Annotated in this window: 12 protein-coding genes; 10 read left to right on the forward strand and 2 right to left on the reverse strand. The window is 59.9% G+C overall.

Annotated features, from left to right (window positions below):
* Positions 1 to 20: 20 nt before the first annotated feature.
* Complete coding sequence (locus GKZ68_RS01830; protein WP_173110175.1) at positions 21 to 1,268, reverse strand: metallophosphoesterase; 1,248 nt, start codon at positions 1,266 to 1,268, stop codon at positions 21 to 23.
* 112 nt (positions 1,269 to 1,380) lie between these two features.
* Here GKZ68_RS01830 and radC point away from each other — a divergent pair, with 112 nt between their 5' ends.
* The 8 genes from radC to GKZ68_RS01870 all read left to right on the forward strand — a co-directional run bounded on the left by radC (position 1,381) and on the right by GKZ68_RS01870 (position 12,091).
* Positions 1,381 to 2,139, forward strand: a complete 759-nt coding sequence (gene radC, locus GKZ68_RS01835) for a DNA repair protein RadC (protein ID WP_173110177.1) — start codon at positions 1,381 to 1,383, stop codon at positions 2,137 to 2,139.
* Between the two features lie 80 nt (positions 2,140 to 2,219).
* Positions 2,220 to 2,855 carry a DUF1684 domain-containing protein gene (locus tag GKZ68_RS01840; RefSeq protein ID WP_173110179.1) on the forward strand — a complete coding sequence of 212 codons (636 nt, stop codon included), beginning with the start codon at positions 2,220 to 2,222 and terminating at the stop codon, positions 2,853 to 2,855.
* A 122-nt stretch (positions 2,856 to 2,977) separates the two neighbouring features.
* On the forward strand, positions 2,978 to 5,395 hold the full coding sequence (pheT, locus tag GKZ68_RS01845; protein ID WP_173110181.1) for a phenylalanine--tRNA ligase subunit beta: 2,418 nt from the start codon (positions 2,978 to 2,980) through the stop codon (positions 5,393 to 5,395).
* A 123-nt stretch (positions 5,396 to 5,518) separates the two neighbouring features.
* Positions 5,519 to 8,548: a pitrilysin family protein gene (locus GKZ68_RS01850; RefSeq protein WP_173110183.1), complete on the forward strand. Its 3,030-nt coding sequence runs from the start codon at positions 5,519 to 5,521 to the stop codon at positions 8,546 to 8,548.
* Positions 8,549 to 8,661: 113 nt separating this feature from the next.
* On the forward strand, positions 8,662 to 8,961 hold the full coding sequence (locus GKZ68_RS01855; RefSeq protein WP_151087640.1) for a hypothetical protein: 300 nt from the start codon (positions 8,662 to 8,664) through the stop codon (positions 8,959 to 8,961).
* A 37-nt stretch (positions 8,962 to 8,998) separates the two neighbouring features.
* Positions 8,999 to 9,292 (forward strand): cell division protein ZapA, encoded by a 294-nt coding sequence (locus GKZ68_RS01860; protein ID WP_151087641.1) that lies wholly within the window; start codon positions 8,999 to 9,001, stop codon positions 9,290 to 9,292.
* Positions 9,293 to 9,427: 135 nt separating this feature from the next.
* A complete protein-coding gene (rny, locus tag GKZ68_RS01865) occupies positions 9,428 to 11,128 on the forward strand; it encodes a ribonuclease Y (RefSeq protein WP_173110185.1) in 1,701 nt (566 codons plus the stop codon).
* 126 nt (positions 11,129 to 11,254) lie between these two features.
* Positions 11,255 to 12,091 carry an N-acetylmuramoyl-L-alanine amidase gene (locus GKZ68_RS01870; protein ID WP_173110187.1) on the forward strand — a complete coding sequence of 279 codons (837 nt, stop codon included), beginning with the start codon at positions 11,255 to 11,257 and terminating at the stop codon, positions 12,089 to 12,091.
* Between the two features lie 6 nt (positions 12,092 to 12,097).
* Here GKZ68_RS01870 and GKZ68_RS01875 read toward each other — a convergent pair whose 3' ends face one another.
* Positions 12,098 to 12,598, reverse strand: coding sequence for an acyl-CoA-binding protein (locus GKZ68_RS01875; protein WP_173110189.1), 501 nt, complete (start codon positions 12,596 to 12,598; stop codon positions 12,098 to 12,100).
* A 172-nt stretch (positions 12,599 to 12,770) separates the two neighbouring features.
* On the opposite strand from GKZ68_RS01875, the gene asnB reads away from it, so the two are divergent.
* Positions 12,771 to 14,675 carry an asparagine synthase (glutamine-hydrolyzing) gene (asnB, locus tag GKZ68_RS01880; protein ID WP_173110191.1) on the forward strand — a complete coding sequence of 635 codons (1,905 nt, stop codon included), beginning with the start codon at positions 12,771 to 12,773 and terminating at the stop codon, positions 14,673 to 14,675.
* Between the two features lie 101 nt (positions 14,676 to 14,776).
* On the forward strand, positions 14,777 to 16,117 hold the full coding sequence (locus GKZ68_RS01885) for a UDP-glucose/GDP-mannose dehydrogenase family protein (protein WP_173110193.1): 1,341 nt from the start codon (positions 14,777 to 14,779) through the stop codon (positions 16,115 to 16,117).
* Positions 16,118 to 16,128: the final 11 nt, after the last annotated feature.

The following is a 16,128-nucleotide window of genomic DNA, read 5'->3' on the forward strand; positions in this document are numbered from 1 at the left end:
CTTCAGCGCGCGGCCGCTGGCTAGGCCCGCCGCAGCTCGAGCAGCGTTATTTCGGGCAAAAAGCCCATCCGGCCCGGAAAGCCCAGGTAACCCAGCCCCACGTTCACGTAAAGCTTTTGGGCGCCCTGCTCATAAATGCCGGCCCACTGCGGATAGGAGTACTGCACTGGGCTCCACTTGAAGCCGGGCAAATTGACTCCAAACTGCATGCCGTGGGTGTGGCCGCTGAGCGTGAGGTCGATGTCTTTATAGCCGAGCACCTGCGCTTCCCAGTGCGACGGGTCGTGCGAGAGCAGCAGCTTAAACGGCGCCTGGCCGCTGCCAGCGTGCGCCTGCGCCAGGTTACCGTGCTTGGGAAAGTTGGGGTGGGCGCTCCAGTTTTGCACCCCCAGCACCGCCAGCTCATCGGCCCCGCGCCGGATGGTGTGGCATTCATCGAGCAGCAGCCGCCAGCCGATTTTGGCGTGGTTGCGGGCTAGCCGCTGCAGGTTTGCGCGCTTGGCCTCCGGGCTTTCCCACTGCACGTAGTCGCCGTAGTCGTGGTTGCCGAGGATGGAGAAAATCGGCAGGTCCGACCTGATGCCCGCCAGCGCCTCGATGTGCGGCTCGACCTCGGTGGCGCGGTCGTTCACAAGGTCACCGGTCATCACGATAAGGTCGGCGTTCTGGGCGTTGATGATGCGCACCGCCCGGCGCATCGGCTCCTGGTTGCCGTTGAACGAGCCGGTATGCAAGTCGGAGATTTGCAAAATTTTAAACCCCTCGAAGCTAGCCGGCAAGTTGGGGTAGCGCAGCACCACGCGGCGCACGGTGTAGTCGGTTTTGCCCTTCACCATGCCCCAGATGAGGGCGAGCAGCGGCACCGCTCCCAGCCCCAGCGCCAGCCGGCTGATAAACTGGCTGCGCGAGATGGCCGGGGTTCCAGGGGCGCCGGTCGCGGGGCTAGCGCCGCCCCGCGCCGCCCAGCGCCCCAGCCGGGTGAGGTCTTCGAGCAAAAGCGGAAAAATGATAACTAGCTTGGCCGCCAGCAGCAGCAGGGGCGCGGCCAGCAGGTAGCTTTTTAGCGCCACGTTGCCATCGTGGCGGGTAGAGGCGGCCCAGAAGCACAGCGCCCATAGCCCCAGCGTGAGTGCCCAATAGCTAGCGGCGAAGCCCCGCCGGCTGGCGGCCGTGCCCGGGGCCAGGGCCGTGCGCACGGCCACGTAGCCGTAGGCCTCGGCCACGAGAATAAGCAGGAATATTCCCCAGAAAACAAGTCGGTTTCGCATACGATGAGCCAAACGGCCGGGCGCGGGTTTTGGTTGAGAGACCCCGCCCCCGCTGGGGCTGACGGGGGAGCGGGATTTTTATTTTACATTGCGGCTATAGTTTAGCGCCCGTATGCTTCCCGACCAGCCGCTTTCAGCTCAAGATTTCGACGACGACCAGCTGCCCACCGCGCCGTATACCACGCCGGCCAGCTTCGGCATCAAGAGTTGGGCCGAGGAAGACCGCCCCCGCGAAAAAATGATGCAGAAGGGCCGCGCCGCCCTTTCCGACGCCGAATTGCTGGCCATATTACTTGGCTCGGGCACCACCAAACTTACGGCCGTCGATGTGGGCATGCTCATGCTGCAAGCCGTTGATAATGATTTGAATGAGTTGGCGCGCCTCAGTATCAAGCAGCTGTGCCGCCACCCCGGCGTGGGGCCGGCCAAGGCCATTGCGGTGGTGGCCGCCTTGGAGCTGGGCCGCCGCCGCAAGGAGGCCGGCGCGGGCCGGCGCGTGGCCATCACCTGCTCGCGCGACATCTACCAGCTGGTGCGACCGGCGCTGCAAGACCTGCCGCACGAGGAATTCTGGGTTATTCTGCTCAACCGCGCCAACGTGGTGATGCGCCAGGAAAAAATCAGCAGCGGCGGCGTGGCCGGCACCGTGGCCGACCCCAAAATGATTTTCAAGCAGGCGCTCGAAAACCTGGCCAGCAGCCTCATCCTGGTGCACAACCACCCGAGCGGCAACCGCCAGCCCAGCGGAGCCGATATCAGCCTGACCAAAAAGCTGAAAGAAGCCGGCAATTTTCTCGACCTGCCCATCCTCGACCACCTCATCTATACCGATAGCGGCTACTTCAGCTTTGCCGATGAGGGCTTGCTATAAGTAGCGCGAACTTTGTGGTTCGCGACCCCGCGCCCGCCATATCGTTTGGGGTCGCGAACTACCAAGTTCGCGCTACTGCTATGCGTAAAATTCTTCTGCTTGCTGGCCTGCTGGCCGTGGTGGGCCTGCTTATCTACAATTTTTCGGGAAGCCAACCCATCGCTAGCCCTCTAGCCAAAACCGATAGTGCCTACGCCGCCCAGGTGCAGCAGGCCCGCGCGCAGAAAAACGCGGCGTTTCGCACGGCCGCAACCTCGCCTATTCCGGTGGCGCAGCGGGCGGCCTTTGGCGGCCTGCGCTACTATAAGCCCAATGCAGCCTACCGCGTGGTGGCGCGCCTCACTCGGGCTGCCGGCTTGGCCCCGCTGCCGCTAGCCCTCACCGGCGGCGCGGCCGATGCCTATGTGCGCTGGGGCACGGCCGAGTTTGAGCTGGATGGCCAGCCCCAGAAGCTGATTCTCTTGCAAAAGCAGGGCGAAACCAGGGAGCTATTTCTGCCCTTTACCGACCCCACCAATGGCCGGCAGACCTACGGTGGCGGCCGCTACCTCGACCTGCCGGTGCCCGCACCCGAAGCAAGTGCAATTACCCTTGATTTCAACGCCGCCTATAGCCCGTTTTGCGCTTATAACCACGACTATAGCTGCCCTAAGCCTCCCGCCGACAATCGCCTCACGGTGCCGGTACTGGCCGGCGAGCAGCTAACTCCAGAGTAAATAAGTAGCAGGGGCTAGCCGGGAAATGTGTGTGCGAGTTCGGTAAATAACCGAACTACTTGTAAACAGCCGGTACCTTTGCAACACGCGCCCGGCCCCAAGAATGCCCGCGCTTTTTGCACATGACTATCTCCTTCGACTGGCTCAAGACCCTCTTCCCCACCACGCTGCCCGCCGACCAGGTGGCCGCTCTGCTCACCGGCTCGGGCCTCGAAGTCGAGAGCCTGGAAGAGTTGGAAAGCATTCCGGGTGGCCTGCGCGGTGTGGTGCTGGGCACCGTGCGCACCTGCGAGCGCCACCCCGACGCCGACAAGCTCAGCCTTACCACCGTGAGCGTGGGCGACGAAACCCCGCGCCAGATTGTGTGCGGCGCCCCTAATGTGGCCGCCGGCCAGCGCGTGGTGGTGGCCCTGGAAGGCGCCACGCTGCACCCTAGCCAGGGCGAGCCATTCAAAATTAAGAAGTCGAAAATCCGCGGCGCGGCCTCCGAGGGCATGATTTGCGCCGAGGATGAAATCGGCCTGGGCACTTCGCACGCCGGCATTCTGGTGCTCGATACCGACCTGCCCGACGGCACGCCCGCCGCCGAATACTTCGGGCTGAGCTCGGATACGATTATCGAAATCGGCCTCACGCCCAACCGCGCCGACGCGGCCTCGCACTACGGGGTGGCCCGCGAGCTGCGCGCCCTGCTGGGCCAGCCCGCGCACCTGCCCGACGTGAGTGCCTTCGCCGCGCCCGCCAGCGGCGAGAATATCGGAGTCACAATTGAGGACGACCAGGCCTGCCCGCGCTACGCCGGGTTGCTGCTTGATAACGTGCAGATGGGCCCGTCGCCCGAGTGGCTCCAGCGCCGCCTGCGCAGCATCGGCCTCTCGCCGATAAATAACGTGGTGGACGTCACCAACTTCGTGCTGCACGAGCTGGGCCAGCCCCTGCACGCCTTCGATGCCGACCAGATTACGGGCGCCGCCATCCGGGTGAAGCGCGCCGCCGCGGGCGAGAAATTCGTGACCCTCGACGGCACGGAGCGCACCCTGCTGGCCGACGACCTCGTGATTGCCGACGCCCACGGCGCGCCAATGGCCCTAGCCGGCGTATTCGGTGGCAAAACCTCGGGCGTGCGCGACGCGACTACCCGCGTATTCCTCGAAAGCGCCTACTTCGCGCCGGCCGTGGTGCGCCGCACCAGCCAGGCCCACGGCCTCAAAACCGATGCCTCGTTTCGCTACGAGCGCGGCACCGACCCCTACATGGTGCCCACGGCGCTGCGCCGCGCCGCGCTGCTGCTGCAAGAGGTGGCCGGCGCCCGCATCGCCGCGCCGGTCGTGGATGAGTTTCCGCACCTCATCCCTAACAACCAAGTGCGCCTGCGCCTCGACCGCGTGGCTAGGCTCATTGGCCAGGAGGTAGGGGAGGCGCGCATCCGCGAAATCCTGACGGGTCTGGGTATCCAGATTGAGCACGTGGCGGGCAACGAGTGGCTGCTGGCCGTGCCGCCCTATAAAGTAGACGTGACCCGCGAGGCCGACGTGATTGAGGAGATTCTGCGCATCTACGGCTTCAACAACGTGGCGCTGCGGCCCCACAACGCGGCCTCCTTCCTGTCGCCCTTCCCCAACCCCGACCCCGAGGTAGTGCGCCAGAAGGTGGCTAGCCTGCTCAGCGGCCAGGGCTTTTCGGAAATCATCACCAACTCGCTCACCAACTCGCAGTACTTCGAGAAAGCCGACGTGCCGGTTGAAAGCCTGGTCCGCATTCTTAATTACAACAGCCAGGACCTGAACGTAATGCGTCCCGCGCTGCTGCATTCGGGCCTGGAGGTGGTGCGCCACAACCTCAACCGCCGCCAGCGCGACCTCAAGCTCTACGAGTTTGGCCGCACCTACCAGCGCACCGCCGCCGGCAAGTACCAGGAAAAGACGGTACTCGGCCTCTGGCTGACGGGCGCGGCCACGGCCGAAACCTGGCAGCACCCTAGCCAGAAAGCCGCCTTCCACGATGCGGCCGGGGCGGTGCAGCAGGTGCTGGCCGCGCTGGGCCACGCCCAGCCCGCGCCGCAGCCTACGCAGCACCCCTACCTGGCCGGCGGGCTAGCCCTGCTGGTGCAAAACCAGCCAGTGGGCAACGTGGGCGCCGTGGCGCCGCAGGTGCTCAAGCGCCTCGACGTGAGCCAGCCGGTGTGGTATGCCGAGCTGGACTGGGACTGGCTGCTCAAAAAGTACAAGGCCAGCCTCGTGGCCCGCGAGCTGCCCAAGTTTCCCGAGGTGCGCCGCGACCTGTCATTAGTCGTTGATAAGGGGGTGACTTTCGAGCAGTTGCGCACCATTGCGCAGCGAACCGAGAAAAAATTGCTGCAAGGCCTCAACGTGTTCGACGTGTACGAGGGCGACCGCCTCGAAGCGGGCAAGAAGTCGTACTCGGTCAGCTTCCTGCTGCAAGACCCTAGCCAGACGCTCACCGACCAGGCCATCGACCAGGTGATGCAGCGGCTCATTCAGCAGTTCGAAAAGCAGGCCGGCGCTTTAATTCGGAAATAAGTATAGAAAACGAAGCTTTGGTGTAATGCCGAATGCGGAGCGGCGAGTAACATTGCAGGCCAGTCGGACTGAGAAAGGTAATCCTTTGTAAGTCGGGCTGGCCTTCTCATCTTTTTTTCTGTTATGAAAGCACATTTTGCCTACCCCTTGCTGCTTAGCTTGGCCGTGGTAGCGGCCCCCGCGGCTGCCCAGAAAAAGCCTGCCACCACCAAACCTGCCTCCGCAAAGGCCGTTCCGACGGCTAAAATTGGCGGCGCCCGCCTCGTCGAGAAAGTGACTGCCAAGCCCGGCGAGCTGGTCATTCCCTACGAAAAGTATGTGCTGCCTAACGGCCTCACTGTCATCGTGGCCGAGGACCATTCCGACCCGCTGGTGCACGTGGATGTGACCTACCACGTGGGCTCGGCCCGCGAGCAGATTGGCAAGTCGGGCTTTGCCCACTTTTTCGAGCATATGATGTTTCAGGGCTCCGACCACGTCGGCGACCAGCAGCACTTTAAGCTGGTGACGGCCGCCGGCGGCACGCTCAACGGCTCGACCAACCAGGACCGCACCAACTACTACGAAACCGTGCCGAGCAACCAGCTCGAAACGGCCCTGTGGCTCGAAGCCGACCGCATGGGCTTCTTGCTGGATGCGGTGAGCCAGAAAAAATTTGAAATTCAGCGCTCGACCGTAAAAAACGAGCGCGGCCAGAACTACGACAACCGCCCCTACGGGCTAGCCAGCGAGTACGTGTCGAAGACGCTGTACCCGTATGGCCACCCGTATTCGTGGCTGACTATCGGGTACCTCAAAGACCTTGATAACTCGAACGTTGACGACCTGAAAAACTTCTTCCTGCGCTGGTACGGCCCCAACAACGCCACCCTGACGGTGGGCGGCGATGTGACGGCAGCCCAGGTGCTGAAGTATGCCGAGAAGTATTTTGGCCCCATCAAGCGCGGCCCGGCCGTGCCGGTACAGAAGCTGCCCGAGCCCGTACTCACCGCCGACCGCTACGTGAGCTACGAGGACAATGTGCGCTTCCCGATGCTGCAACTGGTGTTTCCGACCGTGCCCCACGGCCACCCCGACGAGGCAGCGCTGGATGCGCTGGCCGACATTATTGGGGGCGGCAAAACGTCGCTGCTTTATAAAAACCTGGTAAAGCCCCAGAAAGCGGTGCAGGCTCAGGCCTACCAGCGTAACTCGGAGCTGGCCGGTGAGTTTGCCATGATTGCGCTCAACGTGCCCACTACGCGCCTCGATAGCACCGAGGCCATTATGCGCAAGACGCTGGCCGAAGTGGCGAAAACCGGCATCAGCGACGAGCAGGTGGCCCGCTACAAAGCCAGCACCGAGGCCCAGCTCATCAACAGCCTGAGCAGCGTGAGCGGCAAAGTGAGCCAGCTGGCTGCTAATCAGACCTTTTTCAATAATCCTAACCGCCTACCCCTCGACCTTAAGGAACTGCGCAGCCTCACCAAGGCCGATGTGCAGCGCGTATTCAACAAATATATCCAGGGCAAGCACGCCGTCATTTTGAGCGTAGTGCCCAAGGGCAAAGCCGACGAGGTAGCTGCTAAGGATAACTATACGGCTTCAAGCGCCGGCTACGTAGCCCCTAACTACGGCTACGAGGGCCTGAAATACGTAAAAGCCACCGACACCTTCGACCGCTCGCAGCAGCCCAAGCCAGGTGCTAACCCGGTAGTAAAGGTGCCGGCCATCTGGCAGGATAAATTTGGCAATGGCCTCAAGCTCATCGGCACCAAAAACACCGAGCTGCCTACTACCACCATGCTGCTCACCATCGAAGGTGGCCACCGCCTGGAGCAGGCCAACGCCGGTAAAGCCGGGCTAGCCTCGCTCACGGCCCAGATGCTGAACGAAGGCTCGGCGAAATACACCGGCGAGGAGTTTGCCGCCGCCCTCGACCGCCTGGGCAGCATCGTGCAGGTGTTTGCCGGCGACGACAACACAATGGTATATGTGCAGAGCCTGACCAAGAACCTGCCTGCCACGCTCGCCCTGCTCGACCAGCGCCTGCTGCATCCGCGCTTCGACGCGGCCGACTTCGACCGGGTGAAAAAGCAGACCTTGCAAGGTATTGCCAACCAAGTGACCCAGCCCGTTACCATCGCCAACAATGCCTATGCGCGCCTGCTCTACGGCCCAAGCGACATCATGGGCGTGCCGGTGAGCGGCACCACCGCTAGCGTCACGGGCATTTCCCTCGACGACGTAAAGCAGTTTTACCAGCAGTACTACTCACCCAGCGTGAGCTTCCTCACCGTGGTGAGCGACCAGGCCCAGGCGGCCGTGGAGCCGGGCCTGGGTTTCCTCAAAAGCTGGGCGGCCAAGCCCGTGACGCTGCCCGTAGCCAGCACGCCCGCGCCGCCCGATAAAACCAAGATTTACTTTATCGACAAGCCCGGCGCGGCGCAGTCGGAAATCCGGGTGGGCTACCTCACGCCGCTCGCCTACGACGCCACCGGCGACTATTACCGCGCCTACCTCTCGAACTACCTGCTCGGCGGGGCCTTCAACTCGCGCATCAACCTGAACCTGCGCGAGAACAAGGGCTACACCTACGGCGCCAACTCGGGCTACCGGGCTAGTCGCTACGCTGGTCCCTACACGGCCCAGGCTGGCGTGCGCGCCGATGCCACCGCTGCTTCGGTAAAGGAGTTTATGAGCGAAATCACGAACTACCGCAATGGTATTTCGGATGAAGAGCTGGCCTTTCTGCAAGCCTCGGTGGGCCAGAGCGACGCCCTGCGCTACGAAACCGGCCAGCAAAAAGCCAGCTTCCTGTCGCGCCTCGTCGAGTATAATTTACAGCCCGACTACGTAAACCAGCAGGCCAGCATTCTGAAGGCGCTGAAGAAAGAAGACGTGCAGGCCTCGGCCCAGAAATACCTGCCCGCCGACAAGATGTATATTGTGGTGGTGGGCGACCGCGCCAAGGCCTTCCCCGGCCTCTCGCAGCTCGGCTACGACGTGCAGGAGTTGGACCTGAATGGCCAGCCCATAGTGGCTTCGGCGGTGCCCGCTGCTCCGGTAACTGGTGCGGCTAGCCCCGCCCTGCCGGCCCTGCCCGATGGCAAAACCAAGACCGAAACGCCCGACGGCGGCAAGGTTAAAACCAAGAAGAAGCGCGGCGAATAACGGCGTGGAATGAATTTTGCCCGGAAAGCCCGCCGCTTCGGCGGGCTTTTTTGCAGCCGGTTGGGTCGGCATGCGTTCCCGCCCTACCTTCGCGGGCTAAATCATCTTTTATTGTGGCTTCGTCTCAACAACTTGCTCAGCTCGACCGCCTGGAGCGGCAGGTAACCACCTTAGTGGCTGCCTATCAGCAGCTGCGCGAGGAGCTAGCCGATGCCCACACCACGATTGAACACCTGCGGGCCGACGAGCGTGAGCGAGAAAAACAGCTGCGCGAGTACCAAAACCAGGAAAACATTGTTAAACTTGTCCAGACTATAGCCGGCGGGGAACCCACCCAGGCCAACGAGCTGAAACAACGCCTCAACGAATACATCCGCGAACTAGATAAGTGCCTTGCTTATTTGAGGGAATAATGCCCCTTCTCATATGAATACGTATCTTGCTCTCTAAATGAACGACTTAGCTATCAAAATTCGCATTGCCGAGCGCGATTATCCCATGCGGGTAGCCGTGGCCGACGAGGAGCGCCTGCGCCTGGCCGGCCGGCAGCTCAGCGAAAAGCTGCGCGAGTTTCGGGAGCAGTACGGCATTCAGGACAAACAGGACCTGCTGGCGATGGTAGCCCTCGCCACAATGGCTGACTCCTTGAAAGTCAGCAAAGAAAAGGATGGAACCGATGCAGCCCTCACCGAGCGCCTGGCGCGCCTCGACGAGCTGCTGACTGGCGTGGTGCTGGCGGCCTAGCGGGCCGCCGGGTAGCACCCGTGACTGATTCGTTGGCCCGGCCGGGCGCACCGAAGGCGAGCGGCCTTCGCGAGTGTTCCGGTTCCGGGTTTTTGCCGTGGCTATGGTTTTGATTCACTTCACTTCCATAACTCCATGTCTCAACTAATTTTATATTGCGCGGTTGCTGCCATCGTCGCCCTCGTGGTGGGCGTGCTGGTGGGCCGGCAGCTAGCCGGCAAAGCCCGGCAAGACCACGAAGGCGAAGCTAGGGCCAAAGCCCAGCAGCTACTCGAAGAAGCCGAAACCCAGGCCAACCGCACCCGCGACGAGCGCATTCAGCAGTCGAAAGACAAGTTTCGCAACCTCAAAAACGAGTACGAGCAGGAGCAGAAGCGCCAGCGGCGCGAGTTTGACACCGAAAGCCAGCGCCTCAAGGCCGCCCTCGACCAAGAGCTGACCGAGCGCCGCCAGGGTGTATTAGCCCAGGAGCAGAGCATCAAACACCTCACTGATACTACGCAGCGCCAGCTCGAAGCCCTGCAACACAAGGAGAAAGAACTGGAAGCCACCCGCGAAAAACTGGAAACCCAGGCCCAGCAGCAGCGCGAGCGCCTGGAGCAGCAAGAAGAAAAGCGCCAGCAAAAGCACGAAACTACGCTAGCCGACCTGCAGGCTAAACAGCAGCAGGCCGAGGCCCAAATCCACGAAGTACAGAGCCAACTCGAAAAAGTAGCCGGCCTCACCGCCGCCGAAGCCCGCGAGCAATTGGTGGAAAGCTTGAAGAACGAGGCGCAGCTTCAGGCTAGCTCCTACATCAAGGATACCGTGGCGCAGGCCAAGCTCACGGCCACTAAGGATGCCAAGAAGGTAGTGCTCGAAACCATTCAGCGCACCGCTTCGGAGCACGCCATCGAGAACTGCGTGTCGGTGTTTAACATCGAAAGCGACGATGTGAAGGGTAAAATTATCGGCCGCGAGGGCCGCAACATTCGGGCGCTCGAAGCGGCTACGGGCGTCGAAGTCATCGTAGACGACACGCCCGAGGCTATCATCATCTCGGGCTTCGACCCGGTGCGCCGCGAAATTGCCCGCCTCTCGCTGCACCTGCTGGTGAAGGACGGCCGCATTCACCCGGCTAGGGTGGAGGAAATTGTGGCTAAGACCACCAAAAAAATCGAGGAGGAAATCATTGAAATCGGCGAGCGCACGGTTATCGACCTCGGCATTCACGGCCTGCACCCCGAGCTGATTCGGATGGTAGGCCGCATGCGCTTCCGCTCCAGCTACGGCCAGAATTTGCTCCAGCACAGCCGCGAAGTAGCCAATCTCTGCGCCACAATGGCCGCCGAGCTGGGCCTCAACGTGAAGCACGCCCGCCGCGCCGGCCTGCTCCACGACATTGGCAAGGTAACCACCGAGGAGCCCGAGCTGCCCCACGCCATTCTGGGCATGGAGATGGCCAAGAAGTACAAGGAGCACCCCGACGTGGTGAACGCCATCGGCGCCCACCACGACGAAATCGAGATGACGGCGCTCATTTCGCCCATCGTGCAGGCTTGCGACGCCATTTCGGGCTCGCGCCCCGGCGCCCGGCGCGAAATGATGGAGAGCTACATCAAGCGCCTCAAGCAGCTGGAGGAAACCGCTAGCTCGTTCAAAGGCGTCAACCAGACCTACGCCATACAGGCCGGCCGCGAGCTGCGCGTGATTGTGGACGCCGAAAACGTGAGCGATGACCGCGCCGGCGAGCTAAGCTTCGAGATTTCGCAGAAAATTGAGAAGGAAATGCAGTACCCGGGGCAGATTAAGGTCACGGTTATCCGCGAAATGCGCTCGGTAGCCTACGCTAAATAAGTACTTGCTCAGCAAGGATAAGTAAAGCCCCGTTAGCAGCTGCTAACGGGGCTTTACTTTTGCCTGTGCTTTATGAAAAATAATTTTTGTCGCCCAATTAGCTCCTCACGGCCCATTTACCTTAGTATGCTGGCATTAGCTGCGCTAGCTGCCGCCTGCGTGCGAAACCCCTACGCAGCAACCAATAAGATATATCGCCAGCAAGTAAAAACGCTGGTCCGCCAATTGCGCACCCAGCCTGCCCAGCCGCCCGCCGATAGCCTGCCCGCCACGCCCTACTGGGCCGGCACCGTCAATTTTAACCTGCGCAAGCCCAACTACGTCATCATTCACCACACGGCGCAGCACAGCACCGAGCAGACTCTCAAGACGTTCACGCTCGTTAAAACGCAAGTGAGCGCGCATTATGTCATCGGGCGCGATGGGCAGGTGTTCCACATGCTCAACGACTACCTGCGGGCCTGGCACGGTGGCGTGGCCCGCTGGGGTGGCATCACCGATATCAATTCGGTTTCGATTGGAATTGAGTTGGATAACGATGGCATTGAGCCTTTTCAGGAAGCCCAGCTGGCTAGCCTGCTGAAAGTACTGGCTAGCCTGAAACGTACTTATAATATCCCGGCTGCTAATTTTATCGGGCACGGCGACATTGCGCCGGTGCGCAAAAACGACCCTAGCATCCTTTTTCCGTGGCAGCGCCTGGCCACACGCGGCTTTGGCCTCTGGTACGACGCCAGCGTGCTGACCGATACCGCTGCCGCACCCTTCACGGCCGACTCATTCGGGGTACCGCTGCCCGGTCTCACGCCCCGCGAGGCCCTGCGCATCATTGGCTACGATACGCAGGACCTGCCGGCCGCCATCCAGGCTTTCAAGCGCCACTTTGTGCAGACGGATACCAGCCCCGTGCTTTCGGAGCAGGACCGCCGCATCCTCTACAATATTTATCGCAAAAGCTTATAAGGCAATTTATTGATTGCCTTTTAGCTTGTCTTCGCCGCCATACGGCGCGCCGGCGGTGATATCGCCGCGCAGGCCGCCCGTGCTCTGGCCGGGGCCGAAGCCCGGCTGCGGCGCGGTAGTCTCGTTTTCGATACCGGTGGGTAGTGGGCCATCCGGGGCTAGCGGAGCATTGGTAAGTGCGTCGGTAGGCACGGCGCTGGCATCGGTGCCGCCAGCGCCGTTTGCGCCGGTTATTTCCGCTACTTTGGCCACGTATTGACGCTTGGCGTCTTCGGTCGAAGTGCCTTTGTATTTATCCCACGAGTCCCACTGCGCCTGCGACAGGCCGGCCGGGCCGCTGGCCTGGTCGGCCGCCGTAGCATCTACCTCACCGCTCTTCATGTTTACGTCGCCTTCGGTTGCCTGCTTGTAGAGGCCATATAGCTCGGTCATGTGCTGCGAAGCTTGGTCGGCGGGTAAGTTATTGACTTTCTGTGCGGCAGCGTCAAAATCCTGTTGTAAGCTCATCGGAATAATAGGGGAGATATAGCGAAAAAAAGACAGGGCCGCCCAGCAGCCCCCGCTGGGGTGTACTAGCAGAGCATGGCCGGGGTTGCGCCCGGCGAATGGCGAGATGAGTTCTTACCAATCCCAAGCGTAGCCGCGAGGCTAGCTTGGCCCCTATCTTTGCTGCCTAGCTATGTGTGGAATAACCGGCGCTTACGCCTTCTCCGACTCCGGCCGCTTGGCCCTGACCCGCTTGCAGGCGGCCACCGACGCCATTGTGCGCCGGGGCCCCGATTCGCAAGGTCATTTCGTGTATGACCAGTGCGGCCTGGGCTTTCGTCGGCTAGCCATCCTTGACCTTTCGGCCGATGGCAACCAGCCGATGACCGACGCCTCGGGCCGCTATACCATTGTCTTTAACGGGGAGATATTCAACTTTCGGGAGCTGCGCGAAAAACTGATTAAAAAAGGGTATCAGTTTCATTCGCAGACCGATACCGAGGTTATTCTGAACCTGTATATCAGCGAGGGGCGGGGATTTATCAAGAAGCTGAACGGCTTCTTCGGCTTCGCGATTTACGACAAGGAAGAAAACTCGCTGCTCATTGCCCGCGACCGCTACGGCGTGAAACCGCTGCACGTGTACCGCGACGAAGACCAGCTGCTGTTTGGCTCCGAGCTGAAATCGCTGCTAGCCTTGGGCGTGCCGCGCAAGCTCGACTACGTGGCGCTGAGCCAGTATTTGCAGCTCAACTACATTCCGGGGCCAGCCACCATCTTCAAAGGGGTCAAGAAAATACTGCCGGGCTACTATCTCTTCATCCAGGGTGATAAGGTGGTACGTAAGCGTTGGTATAAAGTCCCTTACGACCCCAAGAAGGTGGCTAAAAACAAGCTTACCTACGACGAGCAACAGCTGAAGCTGGTGCAGCTCATGGATGAGGCCGTGGAGCGCCGCCTCGTGGCCGACGTGCCGCTGGGCTCTTTTCTGAGCGGGGGCATCGATTCGAGCGTAGTAACTGCGCTGGCTGCCCGCCATACGCCGCACCTCAACACGTTCAGTATCGGCTTCCGCGACGAGCCTTTTTTCGACGAAACCAAGTATGCCAACTTGGTAGCGAAGATGCATAACACTAATCACACGGTGTTCTCGCTGAGCAACAATGACTTGTACGAGCATATTTTTCAAATGCTCGACTACTTCGACGAGCCGTTTGCCGACTCTTCGGCTCTGGCGGTGCACATCTTGAGCCAGCGCACCCGCCAGCACGTGACGGTGGCGCTGAGCGGCGATGGTGCCGACGAGATTTTTGGCGGCTATAACAAGCACATGGGCGACTTCCGGGTGCGGCAGGGCGGCTTCAAGGCCGAAGCCGTGACGGGCCTGAACCTGCTCTGGGATATTCTGCCCAAGTCGCGCAACTCATATTTTGGCAACAAAATCCGGCAGTTTCAGCGCTTCTCGCGCGGTATGCTCAGCGGCCCCAAGGACCGGTATTGGGATTGGGCTAGCTTCGCTTCCGAAAAGGAGGCTAGCGACCTGCTTAGCCCCGCCAGCCGCCGGAAGGTGGATAAAAAAATCGCCGCCAAGCGTCGCAAAGACATTCTGGAGAATATCCACGCCGACGGCGACCTTAATGAGGTGCTGCTTACGGATACCCAGTTGGTACTGCCCTACGATATGCTCACGAAGGTGGACCTAATGAGCATGGCTAACTCGTTGGAAGTCAGAACACCATTCTTGGATTATAAAGTAGTCAACTTTGCCTTCTCGCTGCCCGTCAGCAGCAAAGTTGATGGCACGATGAAGAAGAAAATCGTGCAGGATGCCTTCCGGCCCATGCTGCCGCCCGAGCTCTACGACCGCCCCAAGCACGGCTTTGAAGTGCCCCTGCTCAAGTGGATGCGCGGCGAATTGCGCCCACTCATCGAGCAGGACCTGCTAGCCGATGATTTCGTAGCAGGGCAAGGTATTTTCGAGGTGGCTGCTGTGCAGAAGCTTAAAAAGCAGCTTTTCTCAAATAATCCTGGTGACGCCCACGCGCGCATCTGGGCGCTGATAGTGTTTCAATATTGGTGGAAACACTACATGGCTTAAAAACTCCAGGCTAATAATTTTTAAGCAAAACTTAGCTCACAAATGCGCTTTATCATTGCCGCTGAAGAGTTTTAATTCTGATTTAACCATTCTTTTTTTCAATGAAAATCGCAGTTGTAGGAACCGGCTATGTCGGATTGGTAACGGGAACTTGCTTTGCCGAGGTGGGCATCAATGTAACCTGCATTGACATTGATGAGAAGAAAATTGCAAACCTGCGCAATGGAATTTTGCCCATCTACGAGCCTGGCCTGGAAGAAATGGTAAGCCGTAACGTGAAAGCAGAACGGCTACATTTTTCGACTAACCTTGGAGAAGCGATTAAGGGAGCTGACGTGGCCTTTATTGCGGTAGGTACTCCTCCGGGTGAGGATGGCTCAGCCGACCTGAAATATGTGCTCGCTGTGGCGCGTGGCATCGGCGAGAATGTTGATAATTATTGCGTTGTCGTGACTAAAAGCACGGTACCGGTTGGTACTGCCGCCAAAGTACGGACGGAGCTAGAAAGTGCTTTGGCCAAGCGTGGGGCCAGCGTCGAATTTGACGTGGCATCTAATCCGGAGTTTCTGAAGGAAGGCGCGGCTATCGATGACTTCCTTAAGCCTGACCGCATTGTGGTAGGCGTTAGCTCCGACCGGGCCGAGGAAATGATGCGCCGTCTCTACAAGCCCTTCCTACTGAATGGCCACCCGATTATCTTCATGGATATCCCGTCGGCCGAAATGACGAAATACGCCGCTAACTCCATGCTGGCGACTAAAATTTCGTTTATGAATGATATTGCTAACCTGTGCGAAATCATGGGGGCCGATGTAAATAAAGTGCGCCAGGGTATCGGTTCCGACGCCCGTATTGGTACCAAGTTTATTTATCCCGGCATCGGTTATGGCGGCTCTTGCTTTCCTAAGGATGTGAAGGCACTCATAAAAACAGCTCAGGAAAACGGCTACCAGATGCAGGTGCTGCAAGCAGTGGAAGGCGTGAATGAAGCCCAGAAGGAGGTCTTGTTCAGCAAGGTAAAAAAACACTTTGGGGGCGACCTAAAGGGTAAAAAATTTGCTATTTGGGGCCTGTCATTCAAGCCCAAAACCGATGATATGCGCGAAGCCCCTTCGCTGGTTATTATTGAAAAGCTGCTCGCCGAGGGCGCTACAGTGTCGGCCTACGACCCGGTGGCCATTGCTGAAGCCAAGCACACACTGCACGATACTATTACTTATGCGAAGGACCAGTTTGAAGCCCTAGTGGATGCTGATGCTTTGCTGGTAGTGACGGAATGGCCCGAATTTCGGTCACCTTCTTTTGAGGTAGTTGGTCGCCTGCTCAAGCAAAAAGTAATTTTCGATGGGCGCAATATCTATGACCCGGCTGAGATGAAAGAAGCCGGATTTGCCTACCATTGCATTGGTATCCGCACTACGCACGCTGAGCCAGTAGCGTAACCAAATCAGTT

This window comes from Hymenobacter sp. BRD128, assembly GCF_013256625.1.
Taxonomy (GTDB): Bacteria; Bacteroidota; Bacteroidia; order Cytophagales; family Hymenobacteraceae; genus Hymenobacter.

Coding starts and splice junctions, on each gene's coding strand:
- GKZ68_RS01875 (WP_173110189.1), bottom strand. CDS start 12,598: ATGAGCTTACAACAGGATTTTGACGCTGCCGCACAGAAAGTCAATAAC.
- GKZ68_RS01850 (WP_173110183.1), top strand. CDS start 5,519: ATGAAAGCACATTTTGCCTACCCCTTGCTGCTTAGCTTGGCCGTGGTA.
- asnB (WP_173110191.1), top strand. CDS start 12,771: ATGTGTGGAATAACCGGCGCTTACGCCTTCTCCGACTCCGGCCGCTTG.
- GKZ68_RS01870 (WP_173110187.1), top strand. CDS start 11,255: ATGCTGGCATTAGCTGCGCTAGCTGCCGCCTGCGTGCGAAACCCCTAC.
- GKZ68_RS01885 (WP_173110193.1), top strand. CDS start 14,777: ATGAAAATCGCAGTTGTAGGAACCGGCTATGTCGGATTGGTAACGGGA.
- pheT (WP_173110181.1), top strand. CDS start 2,978: ATGACTATCTCCTTCGACTGGCTCAAGACCCTCTTCCCCACCACGCTG.
- rny (WP_173110185.1), top strand. CDS start 9,428: ATGTCTCAACTAATTTTATATTGCGCGGTTGCTGCCATCGTCGCCCTC.
- GKZ68_RS01860 (WP_151087641.1), top strand. CDS start 8,999: ATGAACGACTTAGCTATCAAAATTCGCATTGCCGAGCGCGATTATCCC.
- GKZ68_RS01830 (WP_173110175.1), bottom strand. CDS start 1,268: ATGCGAAACCGACTTGTTTTCTGGGGAATATTCCTGCTTATTCTCGTG.
- GKZ68_RS01840 (WP_173110179.1), top strand. CDS start 2,220: ATGCGTAAAATTCTTCTGCTTGCTGGCCTGCTGGCCGTGGTGGGCCTG.
- radC (WP_173110177.1), top strand. CDS start 1,381: ATGCTTCCCGACCAGCCGCTTTCAGCTCAAGATTTCGACGACGACCAG.